The sequence below is a fragment of the Mycobacterium sp. IS-1496 genome, assembly GCF_001499995.1.
GTDB lineage: Bacteria > Actinomycetota > Actinomycetes > Mycobacteriales > Mycobacteriaceae > Mycobacterium.
In genome coordinates this window covers 1-25663 of record NZ_LQIU01000040.1, presented here as the reverse complement: position 1 = coordinate 25663, position 25663 = coordinate 1, and the positions used below count along the sequence as shown (strand labels likewise).

The 25663-nt window shown below is 68.4% G+C and carries 28 protein-coding genes and 1 tRNA gene; 10 read left to right on the top strand and 19 right to left on the bottom strand.

The window, feature by feature from the left end:
* The first annotated feature begins 10 nt into the window (after positions 1-10).
* The 6 genes from AU195_RS19175 to AU195_RS19150 all read left to right on the top strand — a co-directional run bounded on the left by AU195_RS19175 (position 11) and on the right by AU195_RS19150 (position 7344).
* Positions 11-1012: a nucleoside hydrolase gene (locus AU195_RS19175; RefSeq protein ID WP_059160646.1), complete on the top strand. Its 1002-nt coding sequence runs from the start codon at positions 11-13 to the stop codon at positions 1010-1012.
* Positions 1013-1057: 45 nt separating this feature from the next.
* The gene (locus tag AU195_RS19170) at positions 1058-2338 is read left to right on the top strand and encodes a pyridoxal phosphate-dependent aminotransferase (protein ID WP_059160650.1); all 1281 of its coding nucleotides are present in this window, start codon (positions 1058-1060) and stop codon (positions 2336-2338) included.
* A gap of 125 nt (positions 2339-2463) precedes the next feature.
* A complete protein-coding gene (locus AU195_RS19165) occupies positions 2464-3696 on the top strand; it encodes a YibE/F family protein (protein WP_059160645.1) in 1233 nt (410 codons plus the stop codon).
* Between the two features lie 38 nt (positions 3697-3734).
* Complete coding sequence (locus AU195_RS19160) at positions 3735-4256, top strand: 2Fe-2S iron-sulfur cluster-binding protein (protein WP_059160644.1); 522 nt, start codon at positions 3735-3737, stop codon at positions 4254-4256.
* Positions 4253-5245, top strand: coding sequence for an FAD binding domain-containing protein (locus AU195_RS19155; protein ID WP_059160643.1), 993 nt, complete (start codon positions 4253-4255; stop codon positions 5243-5245). Before AU195_RS19160 ends, AU195_RS19155 begins: the two co-directional genes overlap by 4 nt.
* Positions 5242-7344 carry a xanthine dehydrogenase family protein molybdopterin-binding subunit gene (locus AU195_RS19150; protein ID WP_059160642.1) on the top strand — a complete coding sequence of 701 codons (2103 nt, stop codon included), beginning with the start codon at positions 5242-5244 and terminating at the stop codon, positions 7342-7344. The genes AU195_RS19155 and AU195_RS19150 overlap by 4 nt, the downstream gene beginning before the upstream one ends.
* Here AU195_RS19150 and rfbA read toward each other — a convergent pair whose 3' ends face one another.
* From rfbA to dcd, 7 genes are all read right to left on the bottom strand, one after another.
* Positions 7345-8208, bottom strand: coding sequence for a glucose-1-phosphate thymidylyltransferase RfbA (gene rfbA, locus AU195_RS19145; protein WP_059160641.1), 864 nt, complete (start codon positions 8206-8208; stop codon positions 7345-7347).
* Positions 8208-8576 (bottom strand): nuclear transport factor 2 family protein, encoded by a 369-nt coding sequence (locus AU195_RS19140; protein WP_059160640.1) that lies wholly within the window; start codon positions 8574-8576, stop codon positions 8208-8210. The genes rfbA and AU195_RS19140 overlap by 1 nt, the downstream gene beginning before the upstream one ends.
* A 20-nt stretch (positions 8577-8596) precedes the next feature.
* A complete protein-coding gene (locus AU195_RS19135; protein WP_059160639.1) occupies positions 8597-9346 on the bottom strand; it encodes a maleylpyruvate isomerase family mycothiol-dependent enzyme in 750 nt (249 codons plus the stop codon).
* Between the two features lies 1 nt (position 9347).
* Complete coding sequence (locus tag AU195_RS19130; RefSeq protein ID WP_059160638.1) at positions 9348-10691, bottom strand: cytochrome P450; 1344 nt, start codon at positions 10689-10691, stop codon at positions 9348-9350.
* Positions 10691-11017 carry a DUF1330 domain-containing protein gene (locus AU195_RS19125; protein ID WP_059160637.1) on the bottom strand — a complete coding sequence of 109 codons (327 nt, stop codon included), beginning with the start codon at positions 11015-11017 and terminating at the stop codon, positions 10691-10693. Before AU195_RS19125 ends, AU195_RS19130 begins: the two co-directional genes overlap by 1 nt.
* Positions 11018-11038: 21 nt before the next feature.
* The gene (locus AU195_RS19120; RefSeq protein WP_059160636.1) at positions 11039-12769 is read right to left on the bottom strand and encodes a DUF7159 family protein; all 1731 of its coding nucleotides are present in this window, start codon (positions 12767-12769) and stop codon (positions 11039-11041) included.
* A gap of 243 nt (positions 12770-13012) precedes the next feature.
* A complete protein-coding gene (dcd, locus tag AU195_RS19115) occupies positions 13013-13585 on the bottom strand; it encodes a dCTP deaminase (protein WP_059160635.1) in 573 nt (190 codons plus the stop codon).
* A gap of 59 nt (positions 13586-13644) precedes the next feature.
* Here dcd and AU195_RS19110 point away from each other — a divergent pair.
* Positions 13645-13718, top strand: a tRNA-Gly gene (locus AU195_RS19110).
* Between the two features lie 34 nt (positions 13719-13752).
* Here AU195_RS19110 and AU195_RS19105 read toward each other — a convergent pair.
* The 4 genes from AU195_RS19105 to AU195_RS19090 all read right to left on the bottom strand — a co-directional run bounded on the left by AU195_RS19105 (position 13753) and on the right by AU195_RS19090 (position 16538).
* Positions 13753-14268, bottom strand: coding sequence for a pyridoxamine 5'-phosphate oxidase family protein (locus tag AU195_RS19105; RefSeq protein ID WP_059160634.1), 516 nt, complete (start codon positions 14266-14268; stop codon positions 13753-13755).
* A gap of 1 nt (position 14269) precedes the next feature.
* Complete coding sequence (locus AU195_RS19100; protein WP_502687363.1) at positions 14270-14524, bottom strand: SHOCT domain-containing protein; 255 nt, start codon at positions 14522-14524, stop codon at positions 14270-14272.
* Between the two features lie 232 nt (positions 14525-14756).
* Positions 14757-15473, bottom strand: coding sequence for a DUF1326 domain-containing protein (locus AU195_RS19095; RefSeq protein WP_059160632.1), 717 nt, complete (start codon positions 15471-15473; stop codon positions 14757-14759).
* 429 nt (positions 15474-15902) lie between these two features.
* Positions 15903-16538: an HdeD family acid-resistance protein gene (locus AU195_RS19090; RefSeq protein WP_059160631.1), complete on the bottom strand. Its 636-nt coding sequence runs from the start codon at positions 16536-16538 to the stop codon at positions 15903-15905.
* 657 nt (positions 16539-17195) lie between these two features.
* Between AU195_RS19090 and AU195_RS19085 the strand changes: the two genes are divergently transcribed.
* Positions 17196-18536 carry a lipase family protein gene (locus AU195_RS19085; protein ID WP_059160630.1) on the top strand — a complete coding sequence of 447 codons (1341 nt, stop codon included), beginning with the start codon at positions 17196-17198 and terminating at the stop codon, positions 18534-18536.
* A gap of 132 nt (positions 18537-18668) precedes the next feature.
* Positions 18669-19094 (top strand): hypothetical protein, encoded by a 426-nt coding sequence (locus tag AU195_RS19080; protein WP_286149351.1) that lies wholly within the window; start codon positions 18669-18671, stop codon positions 19092-19094.
* Positions 19095-19259: 165 nt separating this feature from the next.
* Here AU195_RS19080 and AU195_RS19075 read toward each other — a convergent pair whose 3' ends face one another.
* From AU195_RS19075 to AU195_RS19045, 7 genes are all read right to left on the bottom strand, one after another.
* Positions 19260-20114, bottom strand: coding sequence for an SDR family NAD(P)-dependent oxidoreductase (locus AU195_RS19075; protein WP_059160628.1), 855 nt, complete (start codon positions 20112-20114; stop codon positions 19260-19262).
* Positions 20115-20123: 9 nt separating this feature from the next.
* On the bottom strand, positions 20124-21500 hold the full coding sequence (locus AU195_RS19070; RefSeq protein WP_286149349.1) for an NAD-dependent epimerase/dehydratase family protein: 1377 nt from the start codon (positions 21498-21500) through the stop codon (positions 20124-20126).
* Between the two features lie 129 nt (positions 21501-21629).
* Positions 21630-22079, bottom strand: a complete 450-nt coding sequence (locus tag AU195_RS25975) for a hypothetical protein (RefSeq protein ID WP_059160626.1) — start codon at positions 22077-22079, stop codon at positions 21630-21632.
* 24 nt (positions 22080-22103) lie between these two features.
* Positions 22104-22955 (bottom strand): glycoside hydrolase family 16 protein, encoded by an 852-nt coding sequence (locus AU195_RS19060; RefSeq protein WP_059160625.1) that lies wholly within the window; start codon positions 22953-22955, stop codon positions 22104-22106.
* 94 nt (positions 22956-23049) lie between these two features.
* On the bottom strand, positions 23050-23787 hold the full coding sequence (locus AU195_RS19055) for a PE-PPE domain-containing protein (RefSeq protein WP_286149348.1): 738 nt from the start codon (positions 23785-23787) through the stop codon (positions 23050-23052).
* Positions 23788-24038: 251 nt separating this feature from the next.
* On the bottom strand, positions 24039-24713 hold the full coding sequence (locus tag AU195_RS19050) for a VldE C-terminal domain-containing protein (protein WP_216636398.1): 675 nt from the start codon (positions 24711-24713) through the stop codon (positions 24039-24041).
* A gap of 122 nt (positions 24714-24835) precedes the next feature.
* On the bottom strand, positions 24836-25084 hold the full coding sequence (locus AU195_RS19045) for a hypothetical protein (RefSeq protein ID WP_059160623.1): 249 nt from the start codon (positions 25082-25084) through the stop codon (positions 24836-24838).
* A gap of 154 nt (positions 25085-25238) precedes the next feature.
* Between AU195_RS19045 and AU195_RS19040 the strand changes: the two genes are divergently transcribed.
* Positions 25239-25457: a hypothetical protein gene (locus AU195_RS19040; RefSeq protein ID WP_059160622.1), complete on the top strand. Its 219-nt coding sequence runs from the start codon at positions 25239-25241 to the stop codon at positions 25455-25457.
* On the opposite strand, the gene AU195_RS19035 is transcribed toward AU195_RS19040, so the two are convergent.
* Positions 25458-25663, bottom strand: a 206-nt coding sequence (locus AU195_RS19035; protein WP_059160621.1) for a DUF7157 domain-containing protein, incomplete at its 5' end; no start/stop codon positions are given.

Below are 25663 nucleotides of genomic sequence, written 5' to 3'. Positions count from 1 at the left end.
CCGGACGCGTATGTCACGCCTGGCCGCGCTGGCCGCGGCGGTGGTCCTCGGATGCGTGGCGCTCACCGCCGCGGCAGCGTCGAGCGGCGCGCCCCAGGACGCCTGCGTCGTCATCGACACCGACATGGACATCGACGACCCGATGGCGATCCCCGCGGTCATCGGGTCCCGCCACGTCGCGGCGATCGTGACGACCGAGGGATACACGCGGCCGGAGGCCGGGGCGTCGGCCGTCAGTCGCCTGGTCGCCCAACCCGGCCAGCGCGCCATCCCGGTGGTCGTCGGCGCCGGCGTCGACCGCCCGGAAGCCGACATCGCCGCGACGTTCGGTGACTACGTCCTGGTCTTCCGCGCCCTGATGAACCGGCTCAACAACTTCCTGCCCGAGGAACCGCCCCCGACACCCGCGCGGGGGGACCACGTTCGGCAGGTCGTCGACGCCGTCGCCGGCTGCGCGGTGGTGGACGTGCTCGTCCTCGGGGCGTTCACGTCGTACGCCGACTACGGCCCGGCGATCCGCGCGAAGACCGGCCGGGTGGTCATCACCGGCCGGCCCCTCGAAGGCGATCCGGAACTCGAGGCCGGCGAGTCCTTCAACTGCGTGTACGACCGCCCGTCCTGCGAGGAGGTCTTCCACCGCCAGTTGCCGGGGCTGAACCACACGTTCGTCGACGTCCCGCGCAGCGACTGCGATACGACGCCCAACCGCGCGGGATGTGCGGGCACGGTTCACGGCCCGACGCTGGCGATGGTTCGGCAACTCCGTCCGCTGGGTCTGCCCGGCACTTTGCGGCAGATCCTGCTCGGCGAAACGGCGTCGTGGGCCGTCGACACCTGGGAGCGGTCCGGCTACGGGGGGCGCTCGATGTTCTGGGACCAGTCCACGGCGCTCGCGCTGGTGGAACCCGGTCTGTTCGCCCCGGTGGGCGCCCACGTCGAGACCGTGCTGAACCCGGAGGACTTCGCCAACAGGTGGGCCGAGCTGGCGAACCGGTCGGTGACCTATGCGTAGCCCCGACCTGCGTGAATTTCTAAATGAGTGGACGGCAATGCCACCATGGACGACGTGACCATGCCTCAGACGCCCGCGACCTGGCACGCACAGGGCCATCAGCAGCGGACCCGCACGTTCACGCAGTCGTCGAAACTGCAGGACGTCCTCTACGAGATCCGCGGCCCGGTACACGAGCACGCATCGCGGCTGGAGGCCGAGGGCCACCGCATCCTCAAGCTCAACATCGGGAACCCGGCGCCGTTCGGGTTCGAGGCGCCGGACGTGATCATGCGCGACATGATCGCGGCGCTGCCGACCGCGCAGGGCTACTCCGACTCGAAGGGCATCGTGAGCGCCCGCCGCGCGGTGTTCACCCGGTACGAGCTGGTCGACGGGTTCCCGCGCTTCGACATCGACGACGTCTACCTGGGCAACGGCGTTTCCGAGCTGATCACGATGACGCTGCAGGCGCTGCTGGACAACGGTGATCAGGTGCTGATCCCCGCCCCGGACTATCCGCTGTGGACGGCGTCGTGCTCGCTGGCGGGCGGCACACCCGTGCACTATCTGTGCGACGAGACGCAGGGCTGGCAGCCCGACATCGCCGACCTCGAGTCGAAGATCACCGACCGCACCAAGGCGCTGGTCGTCATCAACCCGAACAACCCGACCGGCGCGGTGTACAGCCGCGAGGTCCTCGAGCAGATCGCGGAGCTGGCGCGCAAGCACCAGCTGTTGCTGCTCGCCGACGAGATCTACGACAAGATCCTCTACGACGACGCCAAGCACATCGCGATGGCCTCGGTCGCGCCCGACGTGCTCACGTTGACGTTCAACGGGCTGTCGAAGGCCTACCGGGTGGCGGGGTACCGCTCTGGCTGGCTGGTCATCACCGGGCCCAAGGAGCACGCGAGCAGTTTCATCGAGGGCATCAGCCTGCTGGCCAATATGCGGCTGTGCCCGAATGTCCCTGCGCAGCATGCCATTCAGGTCGCGCTCGGCGGCCACCAGAGCATCGACGATCTGGTGCTGCCCGGCGGCCGGCTGCTCGAACAGCGCGACGTGGCGTGGGAGAAGCTCAACGAGATCCCCGGTGTCTCGTGCGTCAAACCGCAGGGCGCGCTGTACGCGTTCCCGCGGCTGGATCCCGAGGTCTATGACATCCACGACGACGAGCAACTGGTGCTCGACCTGCTGCTGCAGGAGAAGATCCTGGTCACCCAGGGCACCGGGTTCAACTGGGCGACACCGGATCACCTGCGCATCGTGACGTTGCCGTGGGCGCGTGACCTGGCCGCGGCGATCGACCGGCTCGGCAACTTCCTGGTCAGCTACCGGCAGTGAGCCGTGCGCCTCGTCACCGAACGTGCGGTCACTGCGAAAAAGCGCACCGCATTTCGCACTGAGCGCACGTTCGTCGCCGCGAGGACGCTGCGGGCGACCCGGGGACCGGCCTCTACCCTGTCCAGGTGACGCACTCACACACCCATTCCCACTCGCTGAGCGGTCCGTCGCCGCTCGGCCCGCTCGCCGCCAGGATCGTGGTCGGGCTGCTTGTGCTGATCGGTGTCGCGGTGGCGATCGGCGCGGTGCTGCTGTGGCCGAGCCAGCAGAAGGCCGACATCCCGCTGCCGTTCCAGAACGCCGAGGGCGGTGCGGTGACGACCGAGGCCGGGCAGGTGCGCGCCACCAGCCTGGCGTCCTGCGGCAGCCCGTCGGCGGGTCAGGTGCTCACCGCCGACCCGATCTCCGCCCCGACCGACGGATCGCAGTGCGTCCAGGTTCTCGTCGCCATCGATTCCGGACCCAACAAGGGCGCCAACACCCTGCTGGAGTTCAGCGGCGGGCCCGGCCAGCCGCAGTTGGCCGCGGGCGACGACATCCGGCTCAGCCGTCAGGTGGGCCAGGGCGGCGCCACCAGCTACACGTTCTACGACTATGCGCGGGGGTGGCCGCTGGCCGCGCTGGCCGCCGCCTTCGCCGTCGTGGTGGTGGCGGTCGCGCGCTGGCGGGGTCTGCGGGCGATGGTGGGCATCGTGGTGGCGTTCGCGGTGCTGGTGGTGTTCCTGCTGCCCGCCCTGCGCGACGGCGCGTCGGCCGTCCCGGTCGCGCTGGTGGCGTCCGCGGTGATCCTCTACGCCGTCATCTATCTGGCCCACGGTGTCAGCCTGCGCACCAGCGCGGCCCTGCTCGGCACCCTGACCTCGCTGCTGCTGGCGGCCTTCCTCTCCTGGGGCGCAATCGAAATCGCGCACCTGACCGGGTTGTCGGAGGACCAGAACAACGAGGTCGCGGCGTATCTGGGCAACGTGTCGATCACCGGTCTGCTGCTGGCCGGGTTCATCATCGGGTCGCTTGGTGTGCTCAACGACGTGACGGTCACCCAGGCGTCGACGGCGTTCGAACTCGCCGAACTGGAGGGCAGTTCGCGACGGGCAGTGTTCGTCGGCGCGATGCGGGTGGGCCGCGACCACATCGCGAGCACGGTGTACACGCTGGTGCTCGCCTACGCCGGTAGCGCGCTGCCGCTGCTGCTGTTGTTCAGCGTCGCCAACCGCTCGCTGATCGACGTGCTGACCAGCGAGAGCGTGGCCATCGAGATCGCGCGTTCGGCGGTCGGCGGTATCGCGCTGGCGCTGTCGGTCCCGCTGACGACGGGGATCGCGGCCGTGCTGGCGACGCCGCGGGCGCACCGCCACTAGTCACGTTTCGCGGTCAGGGCCAGGGGTACCCCCGCGCCATGGCCCAGCCCACCGGTCACCGTGAGGTGACCCTCGAAGTCGACGGGCAGCACCGCACACTGCACCTCGACAACCGCGTCACCCTGCTCGACGCGCTGCGCGAACACCTCGGGGTGACGGCCCCCAAGAAGGGATGTGACCACGGCCAGTGCGGATCGTGCACCGTGCTGCGCGACGGCCGCCGGGTGACCACCTGCCTTACGTTCGCCGTCGCCGCCGACGGCGCCCGCATCACCACCGCCGCCGGCCTCGGTCAAGGTGATGATCTGCACCCCGTCGCGCAGGCCTTCCACGACGCGGACGGCTTCCAGTGCGGGTACTGCACACCGGGCCAGATCTGTTCTGCGGTCGGCATGCTCGACGAGGTGAAGGCCGGTGCACCCAGTGTCGTCGCCGAGGACTTGGAGGCGCCACCGGAACTGAGCGCCGACGAGATCCGGGAGCGGATGAGCGGCAACCTGTGCCGGTGCGCGGCGTATCCGAACATCGTCGCCGCCATCGAGCGGGCCGCGGTCCAGTGAGGGCTTTCGAGTACCACCTCGCCGAGAGTCCGGCCGACGCGGTCGCGACGCTGACCGCCCACCCGGACGCCGCCTACCTCGCCGGCGGCACCAACCTCGTCGACCACATGAAACTCGGGGTGGCCACCCCCGATCTGCTCGTCGACGTCAGCCGACTCGCCCTCGACGACGTGAGCACCACCGACGACGGCGGGGTGCGCATCGGCGCGACGGTCCGCAACAGCGACCTGGCCGCGCACCCGGTGATCCGGTCGCGCTATCCCGGCTTGTCACGGGCGCTACTCTCGGCGGCGTCGGGCCAGTTGCGCAACTCGGCCACCACCGCGGGAAACCTGTTGCAGCGCACGCGTTGTGTGTACTTCCAGGACGTGACCACACCCTGCAACAAGCGCAGCCCGGGCAGCGGATGCTCGGCGATCGGCGGCTATGTGCGCTACCACGCGATCCTCGGCACATCGGAACACTGCATCGCCGTGCATCCGTCGGACATGGCGGTGGCGATGAGCGCGCTGGACGGCGTGGTGGTGGTCGAAGGCGCCGACGGTGAGCGCCGCATCCCGGTCGACGAGTTCTACCGGTTACCCGGAGACGAACCGCACCGCGACACCGTGCTGCGCCACGGCGAACTGATCACCGCGGTGGAACTGCCCGCACCCGCTGCCGGTGCGGTGTCCGACTACCGCAAGGTCCGCGACCGGGCGTCGTTCGCGTTCGCGCTGGTCTCGGTCGCCGCGGAGCTACGCCTCACCGGCGACGACATCGTCTCGGCGCGAATCGCTTTGGGCGGTGTGGCGCACAAACCCTGGCGCGCCCGCCGCGCCGAGGAGGTGCTGGCCGGTGCGGCCGCCACCGAGGAGACGTTCGCGGCAGCCGCCGACGCGGAGCTCTCGGCCGCGGATCCGCAGCCGGGCAACGAGTTCAAGGTGACGCTGGCCCGCCGCACGCTGATCGCCGAACTGCGCGCACTAGCCGATCGGGGACGCCGATGACACTCCTCGACCCGCGGGCGATCGGCGCGCCGCTGGCACGGCTGGATGGCCGCGCCAAGGTCACCGGGGCGGCGCCGTACGCCTTCGAACAGCGCGTCGACGATCCGGCCTATCTGCATCCGATCCAGTCGACCGTCGCGCGCGGTCGGGTCGCATCCGTCGACGTCGAGGCCGCACGCGGGATCGACGGTGTGCTCGACGTGCTGACGGTGTTCGACGCCCCGGAGCTCGCCGACACCTCCGACGGCGAACTGTCGATCCTGCAGGACGATCGCGTGCACTTCCGTGGACAGATCATCGGCGGCGTCGTCGCGGAGACCGCCGAGATCGCCCGGCACGCCGCAGGTCTCGTGCACGTGACCTACACCGAGGAACCGCACGACGTCGAACTGACCGTCGACCATCCCGGCCTCTACACGCCCGAAGAGGTCAACGCGGGATACCCGTCCGACACCGACGACGGTGACGTCGACGCAGCGCTGGCATCGGCCGAGGTGACCGTCGACCAGACGTATACGACGCCGCTCGAGCACAACAACCCGATGGAACCGCACGCCTGCATCGCGGTGTGGACCACCGACCACGGCAGGCCCTCGGTGACGATGTACGACTCCACGCAGGGTGTGCACGCGGCGCGCAAGGCGCTGGCGCCGATCTTCGGCCTCGAACCCGACCAGTTGCGTGTCATCGCGCCGCATGTGGGCGGCGGCTTCGGTTCGAAGGGGGCGCCCCACGCCGACGACGTCCTGGCGTTGCTGGCCGCACAGCGCAGCGGCGGGCGGCCGGTGAAGCTGGCGCTGACCCGGCAGCAGATGTTCTCGCTGGTCGGGTACCGCACCCCGACCATCCAGCGCGTCCGGCTCGGCGCGACGCGCGACGGCGAACTCACCGCGCTCGTCCACGAGGTCGTCGAACAGACCTCGGCGGTCAAGGAATACGCCGAACAGACGGCGGTCACGTCACGCAAGATGTACGCGACGCCCAACCGGCGCACCGGACACAAGCTCGCAGCCCTCGACGTGCCGGTGCCGTTCTGGTTCCGCGCCCCGGGGGAATGTCCCGGCACGTACGCCGCGGAGGTCGCGATGGACGAGCTGGCCGTCGTCTGCGGCATCGACCCGATCGAACTGCGGGTGCGCAACGATCCCGACGTCGACCCCGAGACCGGCAACCCGTGGTCGGGCCGCCACCTCGTCGAGTGCCTGCGACTGGGCGCCGAACGGTTCGACTGGGCCTCGCGCGATCCGTCTCCGGCACAACGGATCTCGGGCGACTGGTACGTCGGGCTGGGTGTGGCGTCGGCGACGTATCCGGCCATGCAGATGCCGGGCAACACCGCGAGGATCACCTACGCCGACGAAGGCCGTTACCTGGTGCAGATCGGGGCCGCCGACATCGGCACCGGCACATGGACGACGCTGACGCAGATCGCCGCCGACGCGCTGGGCTGCGACGTGTCCGCGGTCGACCTGCAGATCGGCGACAGCGCGCTGCCGGACGCCTCGGTGGCGGGCGGATCGTCGGGCATCAACTCGTGGGGACGGGCGATCGTCGCTTCCGCTCGGCAGTTCCGCCGAGACCACGGCGATCCTCCGACGATCGGGGCGACCACCGTGGCCGAGGCACCCGAGAACCCGGAGTCCGAGCAATTCACCATGCAGTCCTTCGGCGCGCACTTCGTCGAGGCGCGGGTCAACCGGGACACCGGCGAGATCCGGGTGCCGCGGATGCTGGGCGTCTTCTCCATCGGCCGGGCGATCAACGCCCGCACGCTGCGTTCGCAACTCATCGGCGGGATGACGATGGGTCTGTCGATGGCGCTGCACGAGGAGAGCGTGCGTGACCCGCGGTTCGGTCATGTCGTCACACAGGATTTCGCGACGTACCACATCAGCGCGCACGCCGACGTGGCCGACATCGACGCAATCTGGCTAGACGAGGCCGACGAACACGCCAACCCGATGGGCGCGCGCGGCGCCGGCGAGATCGGCATCGTCGGATCGGCCGCGGCGGTGGTGAACGCCGTCTACAACGCCACCGGCGTGCGCGTGCGGGATCTGCCACTCACCCTCGACAAGGTGCTCGCCGGGCTGCCCTGATCAGCGGTCGAGCAACTCCAGCAGATACAACCCGTATCCGGATTTCAGCAACTGATGGCCGCGGGCGGCCAGCTGCTCGTCGTCGATGAACCCGACACGCCACGCCACCTCCTCGGGCACCGAGATCTTCAGGCCCTGGCGGCGTTCGATGGTGCGGACGTAGTCGCTGGCGTCGAGCAGCGAGTCGAACGTGCCGGTGTCCAGCCACGCGGTGCCGCGCGCGAGGACCTCGACGCGGAGCCGGCCCTGATCGAGGTAGCGCTGGTTGATCTCGGTGATCTCGTACTCACCGCGGGCGGATTTGTCGAGCGAGCGGGCGATCTCGATGACGTCGTTGTCATAGAAGTACAGCCCGGGAACCGCATAGTGCGATTTCGGGGTGATGGGCTTCTCCTCGAGCGACAGCGCGGTGCCGTCGTCGGCGAACTCCACCACCCCGTACGCCGACGGGTTGGCGACCCAGTACGCGAAGATCGCCCCACCACTGACGTCGTGGAAACGGTGCAGGCCGGTACCGAGCCCGGGGCCGTAGAAGATGTTGTCCCCCAACACCAGTGCGACGGAGTCGGTGCCGATGTGGTCGGCGCCGATCACGAACGCCTGCGCCAGCCCGTCGGGCCGATCCTGGACGGCGTAGCTGAGGTTGACGCCGAATTGCGAACCGTCGCCAAGCAATCGGTGAAACGCCGGGGCGTCGTCGGCGGTGGTGATCACCTGGATGTCGCGGATACCCGCCATGATCAACGTGGACAGCGGGTAATAGATGAGCGGTTTGTCGTACACGGGCAGCAGTTGCTTGCTCGTCCCGAGCGTGATCGGGTACAGCCGGGTCCCCGACCCGCCCGCCAGGATGATCCCCCGCATCAGCCGGTGAGGTCGTCTTCGTCGAGTTCGGTGGCGGCCAGCGCGGCCGCCAGGTCGCCGTGCCGGAACACCGACGTCACCTTGTCGTGGACGACGCGGAACGCGGCCGCAGCGGTTCCGCTCTCGCCGGTCACCGAGGTGATCTGCTGTTCGACGACGACCACGCCGTCACGGATGTAGATCCGGCCGGTTTCGGCGTTGACGTCGAGCGCCTGGGCCCAATCCCGCAGTGCCGCATGCCCTTGCGCCGCCCCGTGGGCGTCGCCGATCTCGATGTCGTCACTGGACAGTTCGAGCAGCGTGTCGACGTCGCGGTCGTTGAGCGCGTCGTGCCATGCGAGCACGGTCGCCTTCTCCGATGTGGTCATGCTCGTGAAGGTACGCCACTTCAGAAGGGCGTCTGCTCCAACCACCGGTCCCAGACCTCGGTTTTCCCGAACGCCTCGAGGCCACGGTCGGCCAGCGTGCGCCGCCGTGTCACCGCCAGCAGGAGGTCGGTGACCGGTCCCCGGACCGCGACGTCTCCTTTGCCGTGTTCGTGGGTCCAGTCGATGCCCTCTTCGGTGCTGGTGATCATCCACTCCCCGACGCCGCCGAGGACGTCGTCGGTGGCGTGCAGGTGCAGCGTCAGGCCCCGCTCGATGGGCAGCCCGTGGCGGCCGGCCTGCACCGCCGCCAGCTCGATCCATTCGCTGAGTGCGTCGGCGGCCAGTTCGGGTGGGAGGTCGAACGGTTGCCCGAGCGCCAGGGCCGCGTCCGCGCGGTGGACGGCGACCTCGTGCACGCGGCGGCGCACCCACCACCCGGCCGGACGAGGGCCGAGGAACGTCCACACCTTCGTGCCCGATCCGACGCCGTCGACGGCGTTGACGAGCAGTTGCGCACCGTCGCGCAGCCACTCCAGGGCGCCGGCCTGATCCTCGGGGGGACGGCCGTCGCGCACCTCGCGCGGGTCGAGGGGTTCGTGGCGCCGTTCGGCGACGATCTGGGCGGCCCAACGATTTCCGCGGCCGACGTGGCGGAACAGCTGTTTGAGTGTCCAGTCCCCGCACGTGGTCACCGGCGTCGCCGGATCGCCCGTCGCGATCAGTTCGCCGAAGCTGTTGGTCTGCTCGAGCAGCGCCGCCCGGAAGTCCACGTCACGAACCTAGCGCGGCGCGGGCGGTTCCGAGCGCGATCGGCAGAGTCGACCACCCGCGCAGGACCCGGGTGTCGCGGCGGCTGCCCGCCCCGGCGAGTTCGGCGTCGGGGAACCGGTCGAAGAACGTCCGCAGCCCCACCTCCCCCTCGGCGCGTGCCAGGGCGGCGCCCAGGCAGAAGTGCCTGCCGCCGGAGAAAGACAGGTGCTTGCCCGCGTTGTCGCGTTCGACGTCGAAGCGGTGCGGATCGTCGAACACCTTGGGGTCGCGGTTGGCTCCGGCGAGGTGGATGATGATCAGCTCGCCACTGCGCACCGGCACACCGGCCACCTCGACGTCCTTCTTGGCCACGCGGGCACTCATCTGCACCGGGGAGTCCAGCCGCAGGATCTCCTCGACGGCGGTCGGCCACAGTTCCGGGCGTTCACGCAGCTTCGCCAGCTGCTCCGGGTGGTCGAGCAGCATCTTGATGCCGTTGCCGAGCAGGTTGACGGTGGTCTCGAACCCGGCGGCCAGCACCAGCCCGGCCGTCGCCTGTAGTTCCCGTTCACTCAGACCCGCCCCGTCCTCGGTGGCGGAGATGAGCTGGCTCAGCAGGTCCTCGCCGGGGTTGCGGCGCAGGTTCTCGAGGTGGTTGACCAGCCAGGCGTTGAACCCGACGATGCCGCTGTGCACCCGCAGGTACTGCGGCCAGCTCAACCCGATGTCGAGGCTGGGTGCGCCGAGTTCGCCGTAGCGCAGGATCTCGGCGCGGTCGGCGTCGGGCACGCCGAGCACGTCGCTGATCACCGACACCGGCAACAGCGAGCAGTACCGCGCGACGATGTCGACCGGCCCGGCGCCGGCGGCGTCGCGTTCGAGATCGTCCAGCAGCTTCCGCGCGGTGGCCTCGACCCCGTCGCGCAGCGCGGTGACGGCGCGGGTGGTGAAGACCGACGACACCAGCTTGCGGCAGCGCGTGTGGTCGGGCGGCTCGATGGACAGCAGCGACGGCGGTTCGATGGGGTGCAGCAGGCCGGTGTCGGTGCGGTCGATCACCCGGCGCAGAGCTTTGGGCAGTTCACCGCCCAGCGACGACACCCGGAAGTCGTCCGAGCGCAGCAGTTCGTGGGCGACGGCGTGGTCGAAGGTGATCAGGCCGACGCGCCCGCGGATGACCGGACCCCTCCCCCGGTGTTCGTCGGCGAACGCGGCCGGGTTCGCGCGGACGGTCGGGTCGGCGATCAGCCGCGCCTGTGGGTCGCCACGGCGCATCCCGATCCGCGACATCCCACGGACGAAACCGTGCAGCGCCAGCCACCGCACCCGCTGCCGAACCGTCACCCGCGAGGAGTCGTCCACCATCACTCGAGCTTAAGGAGAGGCCGCAGATCGTCCAAGCGGTCGAACAGATGCCAGACGTAGGCCGACGATCCGTCCTCGCGGTGCGGGTGCAGATCGGCCAGGTCGGGGTCGTTGCGGTAGCTGTCGAACGCGTCCTTCGACTCCCACTCGACGAGGATCAGCACCTGGCGGGGCGCGATGTCGCCGGTGACCGACTCCCGGAACTTACCGAGCGCGACGACGCGGCCGCCATGGGCGGCCACCGCGGCCGGTGAGCGCTTGGCGTAGGCCAGGTATTCGTCGCGGTCCGCGACGTCGAACAGGTTGAGTGCATACACCGGCGACATGGCCGGGAACGCTACCGTCGCTCAGTCACCGCCGCCGAAGGACGGGAACGGCCACAACGAGTCCTCCCCGCCGGACGACGATCCACCGCCGTCGTACGAGCCGGAGCCGGACCCGTAGTCACCACGACTCGGGCTTGAGCCGGACCCGGAGCCCGATCCACTCGAGGGCGGGTAGTACGGGTTCGACGGCGCCTGGGGCACCGAAGGCACGTAGGGCGACGGAACCTGGGGCACGACGGGCTTCGGCGCCTGCGGCACGACCGGCCTCGGCGCTTGCGGCACCGTGGGGAGGGTGGGCCGCGCAGGCCAGTCGCCGTAGTCCTGCTGCGGCGGCTTCTGCGGCTTCGGCTGCCACGGGTTGGGCCACGACGGACGTTCGGGCTCGTCGTCGTCGCGGAAGATCGGCGGCAGCTGAGGACGCGGCAGCCGGATGACCGGTGGCGGCAGCACCACCGGTGGCCGGTACGCCGGCGCAGGCAGGACCGGGACCGGGGCAGGCACCGGCGCGGCGGGAACCGGCACGGGCGGTGCTGCGGGCACGGGCGCCGGGGGCGCGGCCGGAACAGGCGCGGGTGCCGGGGGCGCGGCGGGCAGAGGGGCCTTCTCGACGTAGACCGTGCGCGGCGCCGCCGGGGCCGGGGCCTCGCGCACGACGGGCACCGGGGCCTTGATGGTCTCGGCCGGCGGGGCGGGCGGGGCGACCACCGGCTGGGCCTCCGGCGCGGGCGCCGGGCGAGGCGCCTGGGCGCTCGGCACGATGGCGGCCTCGGCGGGGCTGGGCCGCTGATCGGCGGTGGGGCGGATGTTCACGGCCAGCGAGATGACCAGGGCGACGACGCCGACCACGAAGATCGACGACAGCGCGCTGCCGACGAGCAGGAACGGCTTGCGGTTCTCGTCGTCGGCCGGGGTGGGGACGGCGTCGGGCCCGGCGAACACCATCGGCGGGGCGGCGGCGGCGCTGCTGACCGGCGCCATCTGAGTGGCGGCGGCGCCGAACGCGGCGTACGCGCTGCTCGCGGTGGTTCCGTCCTCGGGGTCCTGAGAGTAGGCCAGCCCGACGGTCGAGGCCTCGAAGTCCGGTGCGTGCGCGGACGCCAGCGCCGCACCACGGGCGAGCGCGAGTTCCGGTTCCTCCGGGGCGTTGATCGGCAGCGACAGCAGACGCGCGAGATGCGCCTTGACCTCGCTGACGTCGACACCGGAGCCGACGAGGAACATGCCTTGCGGGGGCGAGTCCTGGGCGTCGACGGCGGCGGCCATCTCGGTCAGCACGGCCATCGCGTCGGTGCTGTGCAGGCTGCGGCTGAGCACCTTGGTGACGGAGCCGTCGTCGGTCTGGACGACCGACAGTGTCGCGGTGTCGCGGTCGACGAAGAGCAGCGCCGTGGAGGCGTATCCGACGGCGCGGCCGACCGCCTGCGCCAGCGATGCGGCGGCGTGGCCCTCGGACACCAGCATGACGTCTTCGATGCCGCGTGCTGCGAGCGTGTCGCGCAGGGCGGCCGCCGAGGTGTGGTCACTCCACGCCACGCCGACCGACCTGAGGTGGTGGCCGCCCGCGGCGGCGCTCTCCTGCGTGCCGAGCACCGCGGCGACGACCTGATCGGCCGCGCTCGAGGTTGCTGAGCCTTCCACCGCGTTGATGTCGAAGACGTCGTGGTCGACGGTCACCCCGTCGGCCATATCGCCTTCAACCAGCACCATGCGGACCGTCATCGGTGTCATCGAGACACCAAGTACGATGTCCACCAAGCCCTCCAAAAGTTTGCTATAGCGTCAATATGGCCGCGGCGCGCCCGAACCGAACGAGCCCTCAACTAGAACCTTCATCGGCGCGACCTGCCGAGTCGTTACAAGCAACGGCGTTAGCTGATCGCGTACGAGAAACCCTACTCGGAAGAACGACAACCGGTGCCTGTCGGTTCAAGGTTTTTCGCCGTCGACTCCGCGCTCACGGCGTCGTTGTCTCGCACTTCTGCGCCCTGGGCCAGATCAACTCAGCTTGATGAAGTTCTGGTACGACCGCGAAGGTGTCGGCCCCCGCTGACCCTGATATTTCGAGCCGACATTGGCGCTGCCGTAGGGATGTTCGGCGGGGCTCGTGAGGCGCAGCAGGCAGAGCTGCCCGATCTTCATACCGGGCCAGAGCGTGATCGGCAGGTTGGCGACGTTCGACAGTTCCAGGGTGATGTGGCCGCTGAAGCCGGGGTCGATGAAGCCGGCCGTCGAGTGGGTGAGCAGGCCGAGGCGCCCGAGAGACGATTTGCCTTCCAGCCGGCCGGCCAGGTCGTCGGGCAGGGTGCACGTCTCGAGGGTCGAGCCGAGGACGAACTCGCCGGGGTGCAGGACGAACGGCTCACCTGGCGACGGTTCGACGAGGCTGGTCAGCTCGTCCTGCTGCTTGGCCGGGTCGATGTGGGTGTAGCGGGTGTTGTTGAAGACCCGGAACAGCGTGTCGAGGCGGACGTCGATGCTGGAGGGCTGCACCAGGCTGTCGTCGAACGGATCGAGGGCCAGCCGTCCGGCGTCGATCTCGGCCCGGATGTCACGATCGGAGAGCAGCACCCGACGAGAGTATCGGCTCCGGGTGATAATCTCCGTGATCACCAGCGTCAGCTGGCCAGGCCGATGTAGTTCAATGGCAGAACATCAGCTTCCCAAGCTGAATACGCGGGTTCGATTCCCGTCATCGGCTCCACCTAGAGCGGGTTGACGCACCCACGTGCGCCCTCCTACCGACTCGGATCCAGATGCACGCGGCCGATTGCCTGGCGAGGCCGGCGTAGCACATCGAGGGCGGTCATACCGATCCCGTACGTCGAGATCATTCGGTGCGGTCGGATCGCGATGAAGCACATGTCGCCACCTTCGGCGGTGATGCGTTCCTCGGCGGTCAAGATCCTGCGGTGAAACCACGACGTGCGGAACGCACCCAGGGCGGCCGCGTCGTCGGCGGCCAGAACCTCTGCCGTGCCCTGAAATTGGACCGCGCCCGGCGGGAACAGCGGCAGCCGGCGTGGCACCGGGATGACGAACGCGACCGGTGGACGCGCGCGGACGTTGGCCGCTTTGACCGTGGTGGTCCTGGTGGTGATGTAAAGGGTCAGCGGCTGGACCGGTGGGGCGACCGCGTACACCACCCCGGTGGCGTGGGGCGACCCGTGGCGGTCCAGCGTCGACAATGTTCCGAACGTGTGTCGCCGGATGGCCCGTTCAACGGCGCGCACCAGACTGCTGTCGTCGGTCACCTCAGCGCGGTGCCCGGTTCCCGTGCAGCACTTGGAGGCGGTCGCGATATTCGGCTTCGGTGAGCTCGCCGTTGGCAAAACGCGCGGCGAGGATCTGCTCGGCCGAGCCCCACGGTCGTCGAGGTTGTGTGGTCTCGCCCGCGACGAATCTGATCAGCAGCACGATTCCGGCGACCAGGAGCGCCCAGAACAGCACCATGCCAAGACCCATCGCGGCGTACCTCCACCATCCCATCCCGCCGTCGTACCAGATCATCACGACAACACCTCCTCGTTCAAACCTGTTGACCACGCTTACGTTTCGATCGTCTGCCGAACCACCGAGCCGCGCCAGGGGCAGGTGCCACATCGCCTAGGGCCTTTGGACCCCGGTGGAGACGTCCCGCAGCCTTCCCATCGGGCAGCACCTCGGCGATGAGACCGCCGAACACGTTGCCGCGCGATTGCACATAAACGCCGACCGGTCGATGTTCGGAGACCGTCAGAGCTCAGGCGTGGCACCCGCATGAGGAGTGTCCGGCCGCGGTCGACAACTGATGCGCCCTGGCCGCGTCGGCTTCGTCCGGCCGCCAGTCGAATGGGAAGTGCTTACTGGACCCACCCCGGTGCTCGTGAGACCACTCGAAGCCGACCGCACGGTCGCGTTCGACGACTCCCCAGGTGGCGACCTGGCCGGGCCCGACCTCAGCGCCCGGTGCGTTGGTGGTGGTGACCCGCCGGTGTGGGTCCGAAGTGGGACCGGTGAGCGCCGCGACGCGGAGGTCGACCTTGCCAGGGATCTCAGCACGCCAATAAGCGAGATCATCGGCAGCGTCGAAGGTGATGGGTTCGTACCGAATCTCGCGTAAGTCCTTGATCAGACTTGCGAACTCGGCCGGCCAGCCGCCTTCCTTACCGGTGAAGATTCGCTCCAGCGCATCGCGCTGAGCTTCATCGGCGGCCTCATCGATGTAGAACATCAGCGACATCATGGCCTCGGTATCACCCACCCACATATTGCCCGTGAACTCGCCGAGCGATACGACGTTCAATCCGGCGAGGTCCACACCGTCGTAATGCCCCTCACGAATGTGCCATACGAGGGTGAAGAGGCAGTCACCCTGAGTGGGTTCCTGAGCGAAACTGCAAGGGCAGGGAAGCTTGCAGCTACAGACGTCGAACCAGTCCCCGCGAAGGTGCCAGTCGACCGTGGTCGAAGATGTCATGGTCCGCTCCTTCCTATACCCCTGGGGGGTATCCAGTCGCGGACCACGTTAGCCCTTCGCAGTCCACGGCACAAGTACCCCTGGGGGGTATTCCTGACGCCACTTCAGGGCGCACAAGCGAGACGGACTACGGAGGGCCATCGCCCTCTTCAGTTGCTCCTGGCGGTCGCGTCGATGGATCCGTTCGTGGTGCGCGCCGAGCGTCGGGTTATGTCACGGCCCAGAGCTCCAGAGCGTTGCATCAACCCGACGCTCGCGCCGGCGCACATGATGACAGGTTGGCCTGATGCGGCCGACCGAGACTGTCAACGTGTTCTGGGCGCGGCCGACGGCGCTGGGTACGTGGCCGAGACGTCGTCATCCAGCGGCCACCCGGTCCTAAGGTGCCCCCATTTTCGAAGCGCCACGGGGTCACTGAACCGACGTCGATCAGGCGGTGCCACTCAACCCCGGGTTGAACATCGGTCCCGCCGACGAGGCGCGCGCATCGCTCCGTGCCTCGCGGAACTCGGCCACGTTCTTGGAAGCCCGTCGGATACCGAAGGAGGCGACAATCTCTGCCACGCCCGTGATGATCAACCAGATGCCCGCGATCAGGGCGAGGTTGGCCAATGAGGTGAACGGCCACGCCATCACCACGACGCCGGCGATGACGGCGATCACCCCCGATACGATCTGCCAGACGCGACCGGAGCCGCCTCGATCGCTGATGCCCGACACCGTGGTGGCCACGCCGTGGAAGACGAAGCCGACGCCGATCCAGATCGCGAGCAGCAGGACGGCGTCACCGAAGTGCCGGAATGCCAACACCGCAAGAATCAGCGATGCCGCGCCGCTGACGAACAGCAGCACTCGGCTACCGTCCGCAGCGTGCCTGCTGAAGGCCGAAAATACCTGTGTGAAGCCAGAAATCAGCAAGTAGGCGCCGAACAGGACGGCCGCGACGAGAATAGAGATACCCGGCCATACCAGCAGCAGTACTCCGACGATCACCCCAAGGACGCCGGACGCGAGGGTGGACTTCCAAAGATGCTGAAACAACGGGGGGCGTTCAACTGTGGTCATGATTCCTCATTTCTCTTTCACAACGAAACGAAGGGGATGGGAGCGCAGACGCCCCTCGAGAGGTACGGCGTCAATTCGCCGTTCCAGGCCGGTGGCTGCGGAGCTTCGCCGGGCGAAACCAGCGTCACGGCCGCCGGTGGCGCCGCCACGACGAATGCGACTATGAAGAGTCAAGACCCACAACATCAGGGCCTCCCTCGATAGATCTTGGACCCGGCGTATCGAAGTCTAGGAGCGTGACATTCGGATTCCAGCGGATCCGCGGACCGCGCAGATTCCGTGCATCACCCCATTTGCCGGTACTTCGGCGGATGCGGCTCCAACCGCGCGGATCGCTCCTGGACCCGGCGGCATCAGGCAAACATCCAGTGCTGCAGCATGTCTGCACAGCAGGCTTCAAGGGCACTGCTGGAACCGCGATCACACGCCACTCGCGCGTTTGCCTGTCAGCCGAACACTGTTGCGCGATCAACTAATTCGGCACAACTCCCGACTGCAGCCCGACGATGACTCCGGCCGCCATCACGTGCTGCTCGGGCTGATGCCTGGAGGCCGTTTCGGGCGACGAAGGATTGAATTCCCGGTACCGCGGGTAATGGCTGACCCAGGCGGCGTGTAGGCGAGCCGTCAGCACAACGCCGAGGAGGCGCCACACCGATGGATGACTATTCCGCGACGCTAAGAGTCGCAAGCGTCCCGCACGAGGAGCTGCGCCGCGGCGAAGATTTGATCTCGCCCGACGACGACCCGTTCTACCGGGCCCCAGAGGGCTACGAGGACACGGAACCGGGCACGGTGTTGCGCTCGCGCGATGTGGAGATCGGATTCCTCGGTCTCATCAGCCAACCCGTGACTGCCGTCCAATTGCTCTACCGCACCACGAATCTGCACGAAGAACCGGAAGTCGCCGTGACGACCGTGCTCGTCCCGGCGGAGCGCTCGTCCGACGGCGCGTATCCGGTGCTCTCCTATCAGTGCGCGATCGACGCCGTGGCGTCGCGCTGTTTCCCATCGTTCGCGATGCGGCGCGGCGCGAGACCGATCGGTGCATTCGTCCAAGCCGAGTATCTGTTGGTGACCGCCGCGCTGGCCGAAGGCTGGGCGGTTTGCGTACCGGATCACGAAGGTTGCCACGGCATGTGGGGTGCTCCCGTCGAACCGGGTTACCGGATTCTGGACGGGCTGCGGGCCGCGATACGGAGCGAGCGAGTGTCTTTGTCGCCATCTGCGCCGGTGGGTCTGTGGGGATATTCCGGGGGAGGCTTGGCGTCGGCGTGGGCGGCCGAACTGTGCGAGCGATATGCACCGGAGCTCAACATCCTCGGTGCCGTGCTGGGCTCGCCCGTCGGCGACCCGGGGAGTGTGGCGCGCCGCCTCAACGGCAGCTTCTTCGCCGGTCTCGCCGCGCTGATGATCTCCGCACTGACGCAGGTCTTTCCGGGCGCGCAGACCGTCGTTGACGAGCATGCGAACGACGAGGGCAAGGCGTTGCTCGACGAGCTGCAGACGATGACGACGGCCCAGGCGGTATGGCAATTGCGCAACGTCGACATCGGGTCCTACGTCGACATGACGGCCGACGAGCTGTGGGACCTACCCGAAGTGCGCCACATCTTCGACGAGACCAAGCTCGGCAAATCCAGGCCCAGACCTCCCGTCCTGGTCATACAGGCGGTGCACGACGGAATCATCAGCGTCGACGATGTCGATGCACTGGTTGCCGAGTACGAACGCATGGGTGCAGCGGTCACCTATCACCGCGACCGGTTCTGCGGTCATCTGCTGTTGCACCCACTGTCCGCGCCCATGACGCTGAGGTGGCTGCGCGATCGATTCACCGACCGGCCGGTCAACGAGCACAGAACACGCACCGTGTGGCCGACGTTGTTCAACCCGTCGACGTACTTGGGCATGGTCAAGTTGGGCGTCATCACGGCGAAGGTCGTTCTCGGGCGCTCCGTCGAACGCCAACCGCTGTCGACGACGGATGCCCGGTAGCCGTTTCCCGGTGGGCGCAATCCCCCGCGGGAACGCTGTGCACTCGCCTAGCATGGCGCCAGCCTTCGTAGGGTCGAGTGGCTTTCCACGTACGGGAGGTTCGCGATGCCGAATCAGCTCCACCATGTCGTCATGCGCAGCCATTCGGCGAGTACCTTCATCGGGTTCCTCACCGACGTCGTCGGCATGGACGTGCAGAGTCAGTTCCACGTGCCGGGCGAAGTGCTGGAAGCGACCCTGGGTTGGCCGCCGTCGGAAGGAGCCGAGGTCACGATGCTCGGCAGCGGTGACGCCGGCCTGATCGAGGTGCTCGACGTGCCGGAGCATCTGCGTGACGTGGCGCCCGAGGGGCTGGCAGCGCTGTCCTTCCTGACCGACGACTACGCAAACGTGCATGAGCGGGCGCGCGGCATGGTCGATGACGTCACGGTGCTGTTCGGTGACGTACCGGGTGTCAATCTGTTCTTCTGCACCATGGGCGGCGTGCCGATGGAGTTCATGGGCGGCTACGACGCCGACAGCGCCGCCACGGTCGCGGCCAGCGGCAGCACTTCATGACCTCAAGCTCTTGAAGGCTCGGTACTGCCGGTACCTCGACGCCAAAGACTGGTCGGCCTGGCGCAGCCTGCCGCGCAGCGCACCGTGCGCCTTGATGTCGGTCCGCCGCGACTGAGCGCGTCGCTGTCACCGTCGTCGCGTCGGCGATCTCCGTGCCCGCAGCCCTCAGCGCGGAAACGCGTTGCCGTGGTGCGGTTCCGTCGCTTCGGACGTGAAGCCGAAAGTGCGCAGGAACGCTCCCATGAGGACGTCGTACACCGGCGGCACCAGGCGGTACATCGCGATGACGGGCCGGTTGAGCAGACCCACCTGGCGCTCGCTGGACCGGTTGCGATCGGTGGCACGGACGATGGCCGACACCACCGCTGACGGTTTGACCGCCGTGGGTGGCACCCGGGGCGTGCGGCCGAAGTAATTGCTCGCGGTGTTGTAGACAGGAGTGTCGACCGGGCCCGGGTAGACGCCGTGGATTCTGATCCCTGGCATGTGGCGGTTCTCTTGACGCAATGTCCGTACCAGCCCGTTGAGTGCGAACTTGCTTGCCACATAGGCTGATTGAAACGGCGCAGCGGTCGTCCCGAGTAGCGAGCCGATCAGCACCAGGTGCCCGCGTCCGCTCTCGTGGAAGCTGTTCAGAGCGCACCGCGCCACATTCGCCGAGCCGATGAGGTTTGTCCGCACGATGCTCTCGAAGACGTCGGCGGGGACGTCCTCGAACCGGCCGAAGGCGGTGATCGCGGCCGACTGCACCACGATGTCGATCCGGCCGAAGCGGCCGGCGGCGGTGTCGAACAGCGCCTCGACCTCACCGCACACACCGATGTCGGTGGCCCGGGCCAGCACCTCGTCGGCACCCGCGGCCCGGCAATCGTTCGCGACTCGCTGCAAGGCGTCCTCGTTGCGCGCCGCCAGCACCACTCGTGCGCCACGCGCCGCGTAGCGCAGGGCGGTCTCCTCACCTATCCCGCTGGAGGCGCCTGTCACCACGACCACCTCGGACGTTGCGGCGGATTCACCCATCCTGCGCCATTACCCCCGGGAACCGGCCGAAAACTCGGCGTCACTGACGAGTTTCGTCTTTCGTTGGCTGCGCTCGGACATCCGGAGCACCTGGAGGACGCCGGTCGCGGCGACGGCCGGCCAACCACCGCGCATCGTGGCGCGCAGCGCAGCGACGACGGCAACCGGTGCGAGCAGGGCGACCGGATCGGCGCGCCGCTCCAGGACCCGGTCCAGCGCCATCGGTGTCCCGGTGGCCAGGTTCGACGCCACCACCACCGCATCCACGGCGCGGGCGCGGCGCGCGCCGACCGCGCGCAGCACAGCCAGCGCGCCCCACAGCGCGAGGGTGACGTCGTGCGCGCGATCGATCGCGCCGCGGACGTCCCGGCGGGGCCGCAGCTCCCACCCCATGGCCTCGCTGGTGCCCACGGCGCCGTCTGCCAGGCCCTCTATGAGCTCGTGCGCACTGTCCGCCGAGGACCACGCCGGCGTCCAGCCCAACGTCCCGCGGGCCTTGGACGTGTCCATCAGCGGAGTCTTGAACGCCACGTCGTACCACCCGGGTGTCAGCGCCACCACGCGGACGGCACTCAAGGCAGCGATGAGGGCCCGCACCGCCTGTGGGGGGACGGTGACGGGACGCGCGCCGACGAGGTCGGCGAGCGCAGCGGTGTCCAGCACGTCGGCCGCGATGTTGAAGGATCCGCGAGCCTGCGTCGTGATCAGCCGGACCACCGCCACGCCGACATCGTCGGCGTGGACGAACTGCAGTTCCAGCCGCCCGGGTACAGGGAGGACGGGCAGCTCCCGGCGCCGCAGCAGTTCCAAGGCGGACCTCGGCACCAGTGGGCCCAGGTACAGCGATTTGATCAGCCACGCGGCTTCGCGCTGCACCACGACGGTCGGACGGAACCGCGAGACCGTGACCTCGGGGTGGTCGCGTTCGAACCTGTCGAGGATCCGTTCGACCATCACCTTCTGCCTGCTGTAGACGGAGGTGGCCTGGCCGGTCGTGGGCCACTCCTCGGTGACCGGCGGCCCCGATCCGGGCGCGTAGATGCCGAGGCTGGACGCGTACACCAGTTGCCCCACCCCGGCGGCCGTCATGGCCTTCACAACTGCCTCGGTCCCCACGACATTCGCCCGGTACAGATAGTCCTCGTCGCGCACCGGGTGGACGGCCAACGCGAGGTGGACGACGACGTCTGCTCCGCGCAGGGCGGGTTCCAGGTCCGCGACGGCGCTGGGTGCGGAGAGGTCGACGGCGTGCCACCGAACACCCTCGTAGGGTTGGCCGCGCGTGGGGGGCCGCCGGCACACTCCCACCACCTCGGCATCGGGTAGCTGCGAGGCGAGCGCGCGCAGGACACCGGTCCCCACGTTGCCCGACGCACCGGTCACCACGATTCGCGAGGGTCGGGTTGTCGCCGGTGAGCCGGGCGGTTCAGGTGGCACGTGGATCGGCGTCCGTTCTTGTCGGTGGACGCCGCTTACCCGCGGTGCGGATCACCAAACCGAAGGCGACCCACTCCCCTACGGCGCCGGTGGCGGAGCCGTCACCGTCACCGTCGTCGTGCTGATCGTGGTGCTCGTGGTCGTGCTGGTGACCACGCTGGTCGACGTACTCGGCTCGGCCGTCGTGGTCGGTGGCGGCGTGCTGGTCTCGGTGATCGTCACCGTCTCGGTCTCGGTCTCGGCGGGCGCCTGAGTGGTCGTCGCCGGGGCGGTCGTCGCCGTCGGGGTGATCGGGGTGAGCGTGGTGGTCTCGGTGCCGTCCACCTCGTCGGAATCCGAACCGAAGACGGCCCAGACGATCAATGCCAGCAGCAGCGTGACCAGCATCCCCGCGGCGAACATCGCCGCAGGCGTGCGATACCAAGGGACCGGCTCTTCCGGAGGAGGACCGGGCGGTCGCTGACCGCCGTACCCGCCGGACGGGTCGGAGTAGTAGCCGCGGTCGTCCGGCGGGCCGTAGTTGGTCATGGCGCTCCTGTGTCGGGGTGAGGACTAGAAGACGCGGATCCAGTCGACGAGCATCTCCGCCGGATAATTGCCGCCGGCCGGCTCACGACCACCGGAGCCACCGACGGCGATGTTGAACACCGGCGCCATCGTGTAGCCCGGATCGTTGAACGGCCACTCCGGCAGGGAGTTCGACAGCACGGTGAAGAACGGCTCCATCCCGGGCACGTAGTCCTTCCAGAAGTACATGCCTTCCGGCTTCCACGTCATGCGCCAGGTATGCCAGTCCCCGTCGACGGGGTGTTTGTGCGTCTGGAACTGCGTGCCGTCCAACCGCGCGTGCACGGTCGTGCCCGACGGCCAGTCCCGGTTGCCGTACCACTCCACGAGGTCGACCTCGCCACCGCGCACGGGATTGTCGTTGAGCAACCAGAAGGCCGGCCACGCGCCGTCGGTCAGGCAGTTGAGCTTGATGCGGGCTTCCCACGTGGTCCCCACACCGCCGCGCCAGTTCCCGATGATCTTGGCGCTGGCGTACTTCTCCTGGATGTTCGCACCCGGACCGCGGGTGGCCCGGATGACCAGATTCCCGGCCCCGTCCTGGAAGACGTGCTCCTGGTCGGTGACGTAACGGCCCATGTTGTACGGCTTGTCCCACTCGACGGGGTTCCGGATGGTCTCGCGTGCCGGGACGATGAACCACGACGCGGGGTTCGGAGGCGACCCGGCCGGTCCGTTGAACTCATCCGAGAACAGGAGACCGGGTACGCCGGCCTCGGGTACACCCGGCCCGGGCGGGGCATCGCCGATCACGGGCTGGGCCCCGGCCTTGGCAACCGGGAGTGCGGCAGCCGCCACCCCGAACCCGAACATCAACATTGCGCTACGGCGATCCATGTTTGGCACCTCTGAACCGTAAACGGAGAGCATGCGTTTTCGGGTGCCAAACCCGCCGATATCCCCGACCGAGCCGAACCGGGCCGCCCCGGTACTACGGAGCCGGCGGCGCGGGCGGCGCTTCCATGGGCCGGTTGTAGGCCGATTCCACGATCGGACGCAGTTGGGCGTCCTCCACCACCTTGGATTCGTTCGACGTCCATTTCTGGGTGACCATCGGCAGGAAATAGGTCGCCGGGGCGCCGAGAATGTACGTCGCATTTCCTTCGACGAATTTTTTGTTGCCGGGGTCGTTCAACCCGATGTTGCTGTAATTGGTGTGCACGCTCTTGAGTTCGCCTTTACCGCCGACCACCTGCGAGGCGTTGCGGTTCTTTTTCGCTGTTTCGTTCGACAGATCGTTGGGGCAGTCCGCGAAGTAGTCGTATTGGCGCGCGATCACCTTCACGGTGTACGGGGTGTCGTCGGGGAAATTGTTGCCGCCGTATGCCGCCACGCAGCCACTGCCCGGGACGTTCGCGCACCCGTTGTACTTGCTCTCCAGATCACCGGTCAGAACGAATTGCACGGTGGCCGGGTCGATGTCGCTCGTCGGCCCGTAGCGCCGCAGCCAGTCGTCGGCCACCTGCGCTCCCTGGCTGTGCCCGGCCACGATCTTGGGCCCCGGATACGCATGCAGCATCTCGTTGAGCTTGTCGGCGCCCTTGTGCGTGTTGGTCGCACTCGGAAGGTTCGTGTACGGCACCTTCACCTTCACATTCGGGGAGGCGAACAATTCCCCGCGCAGCCAGTTGGACGCCAATTCGTTGAACGCGGGCGCCAGCGTCAACACCGTCGACCCACCTGGACCGGGTTGCGCCCGCGTCACCGGCGCCGCGCCCGCCGCCCCCACGACGAGCGCCAATGCGAACAGAGACGAAATCCCCACTTTGCTCGCTGATGACATTCTTCGACCCTCTCGCCGTATTTGCGGTGAGGTCTGTATATCGTGTGGCGGAACAAATGCTGGGGCGCGGTACCGAGTCGACGTCGAAACGACGCGAAAAAGTGACTGTTATTTATTGACGCAAATTCAGATTTGCGTTAGCGGAAATACGTCTCCGAGCCGGAGGGATATCCGCCGCCGGTCGTCGTGATGTGCACGTGGTCGAAATGCCCGTTACCCGACCCGCGGGGGCCGTTGGGCGTGTAGTAGACGCCCCGCCAGATGGCGTCCTGCATACCGAACCGCTCGGCGTTCTTGATCACGTACGCGACGATCTGGTTGCCGAGCGCGATGCCCTCAGCGCTGCCCGGGTTCGGGATCATCACGTCGATCGCCAGACCGTCGGGGTGCCATCTGAGGGCATCGGGGCGGACGCCGCCGATCTGCTGGATCTCGGGGAACACCGCGCTGATGGCGCGGGCGGCCAGCACCGTCTTGACCTGCAGGCCCTGCTCGGGGGCGACCCCCACCGGCAGTGCCCGGTACTGGGCGCGGTTGGCCACCTTCCAGTTCGCCACCGACACCGTCTCGTGCGGGGCCACCTTCAGGTCGGTCGGGCCGCCGATCGCTCCCGAGGCCACGACCTCCAGGTCGTACGGCGGGAGTTGCGGCAGGGGCAGTGGTACGGGGGCGGGTGCGGCGACGGTTTCGGCGCCCCGGTGCACGTCGGCGCCGGCGGCGAGCACCACGGCCGCGGGCGCCGCGAGCATCGCCAACACGAGTGATGACGACGATTTCCGGCGGTGCTCGCTGGGCTTCGAGTGCTTACCCACTCCAGCACTGTACGAAATAACCCGCGTTATGTCACGGCAAGGTCACGGAAAGGTGACGAAGCGGGCGTCAAGACACGAGATGGCCGCCTCGTCGGCGACGAGGCGGCCATCTTCCTGAGGTCCTACCAGCCCCAGTGCCCGGGCGGCGGGGCAAACGGAACCACCTTCTTGAGCTGACCCGGCGGCACATGGGTGATCTGCCCGATGTGGCCGGGCGGAGGCAGCTCGACGAAATCGCCGACGCGCGGGATCTCCGGCCCCCACCACCACTCGTCGTGGTCTGCCTGTGCGGTGCCGGCGCCGATTCCGAGCGCCACGGCTCCCATGGCACCGGCGACGGTGGCGGTCAATCCGATTTTCTTGAGATTCATACCTGGTTTTCCTTCCAGCGTTCGCACGCATCAGGATCGGTCTGCCGTCTCGTTCACCGAGACGATCTTCAGACCCGGTCACGACCCCCCGTGATGTTCATCGGTCCGCGGCGCCGACCCGTTAACAGTGCCCGGCGCGCCTACCCTCGGTTCCATGCGGCCCGCCACTGCGTTGAGCATCGTCTCGGTCATCCTGATCGTCAAAGCGATCCTGATCGGCTGGGTCACCTGGGGGCGCGCACAGCTGCTCGGAATGGAGTCGTCCGCGGGCCAGGCCGGCCTCACCATCGCCACCGTCGCGTTGGCGATCGGCGTGGTGTGCGCTGTCGCCGGGATGGTGCTGCGGCGCCGTGACCACCGCGAGGATGCCTAGTTACGGGTACTGCGGCTCGTGGAAGCGGTTGATGATCGGCAGCCGCTCGATGATCCGGTCACGCAACCGTGGCTGCTGCGGGGCGACAGGCGGCACGTACCCCGCCTGCGGCGGTGTGTACGCCGGGGCCACGGGCGCGGGCGGCACATATGCCGGTTGCGGTGCGGTGTAGGCCGGGGCGGGCGGTACGTACACGGGCGGGGCCG

Bases quoted from the DNA above. Each gene is read 5' to 3' on its own strand.
- AU195_RS19175 (WP_059160646.1), top strand. From the start codon at position 11: ATGTCACGCCTGGCCGCGCTGGCCGCGGCGGTGGTCCTCGGATGCGTG.
- AU195_RS19170 (WP_059160650.1), top strand. From the start codon at position 1,058: ATGGACGACGTGACCATGCCTCAGACGCCCGCGACCTGGCACGCACAG.
- AU195_RS19160 (WP_059160644.1), top strand. From the start codon at position 3,735: ATGGCCCAGCCCACCGGTCACCGTGAGGTGACCCTCGAAGTCGACGGG.
- AU195_RS19150 (WP_059160642.1), top strand. From the start codon at position 5,242: ATGACACTCCTCGACCCGCGGGCGATCGGCGCGCCGCTGGCACGGCTG.
- rfbA (WP_059160641.1), bottom strand. From the start codon at position 8,208: ATGCGGGGGATCATCCTGGCGGGCGGGTCGGGGACCCGGCTGTACCCG.
- AU195_RS19140 (WP_059160640.1), bottom strand. From the start codon at position 8,576: ATGACCACATCGGAGAAGGCGACCGTGCTCGCATGGCACGACGCGCTC.
- AU195_RS19130 (WP_059160638.1), bottom strand. From the start codon at position 10,691: ATGGTGGACGACTCCTCGCGGGTGACGGTTCGGCAGCGGGTGCGGTGG.
- AU195_RS19125 (WP_059160637.1), bottom strand. From the start codon at position 11,017: ATGTCGCCGGTGTATGCACTCAACCTGTTCGACGTCGCGGACCGCGAC.
- AU195_RS19100 (WP_502687363.1), bottom strand. From the start codon at position 14,524: ATGATCTGGTACGACGGCGGGATGGGATGGTGGAGGTACGCCGCGATG.
- AU195_RS19095 (WP_059160632.1), bottom strand. From the start codon at position 15,473: ATGACATCTTCGACCACGGTCGACTGGCACCTTCGCGGGGACTGGTTC.
- AU195_RS19090 (WP_059160631.1), bottom strand. From the start codon at position 16,538: ATGACCACAGTTGAACGCCCCCCGTTGTTTCAGCATCTTTGGAAGTCC.
- AU195_RS19085 (WP_059160630.1), top strand. From the start codon at position 17,196: ATGGATGACTATTCCGCGACGCTAAGAGTCGCAAGCGTCCCGCACGAG.
- AU195_RS19080 (WP_286149351.1), top strand. From the start codon at position 18,669: ATGCGCAGCCATTCGGCGAGTACCTTCATCGGGTTCCTCACCGACGTC.
- AU195_RS19075 (WP_059160628.1), bottom strand. From the start codon at position 20,114: ATGGGTGAATCCGCCGCAACGTCCGAGGTGGTCGTGGTGACAGGCGCC.
- AU195_RS25975 (WP_059160626.1), bottom strand. From the start codon at position 22,079: ATGACCAACTACGGCCCGCCGGACGACCGCGGCTACTACTCCGACCCG.
- AU195_RS19060 (WP_059160625.1), bottom strand. From the start codon at position 22,955: ATGGATCGCCGTAGCGCAATGTTGATGTTCGGGTTCGGGGTGGCGGCT.
- AU195_RS19045 (WP_059160623.1), bottom strand. From the start codon at position 25,084: ATGAATCTCAAGAAAATCGGATTGACCGCCACCGTCGCCGGTGCCATG.
- AU195_RS19040 (WP_059160622.1), top strand. From the start codon at position 25,239: ATGCGGCCCGCCACTGCGTTGAGCATCGTCTCGGTCATCCTGATCGTC.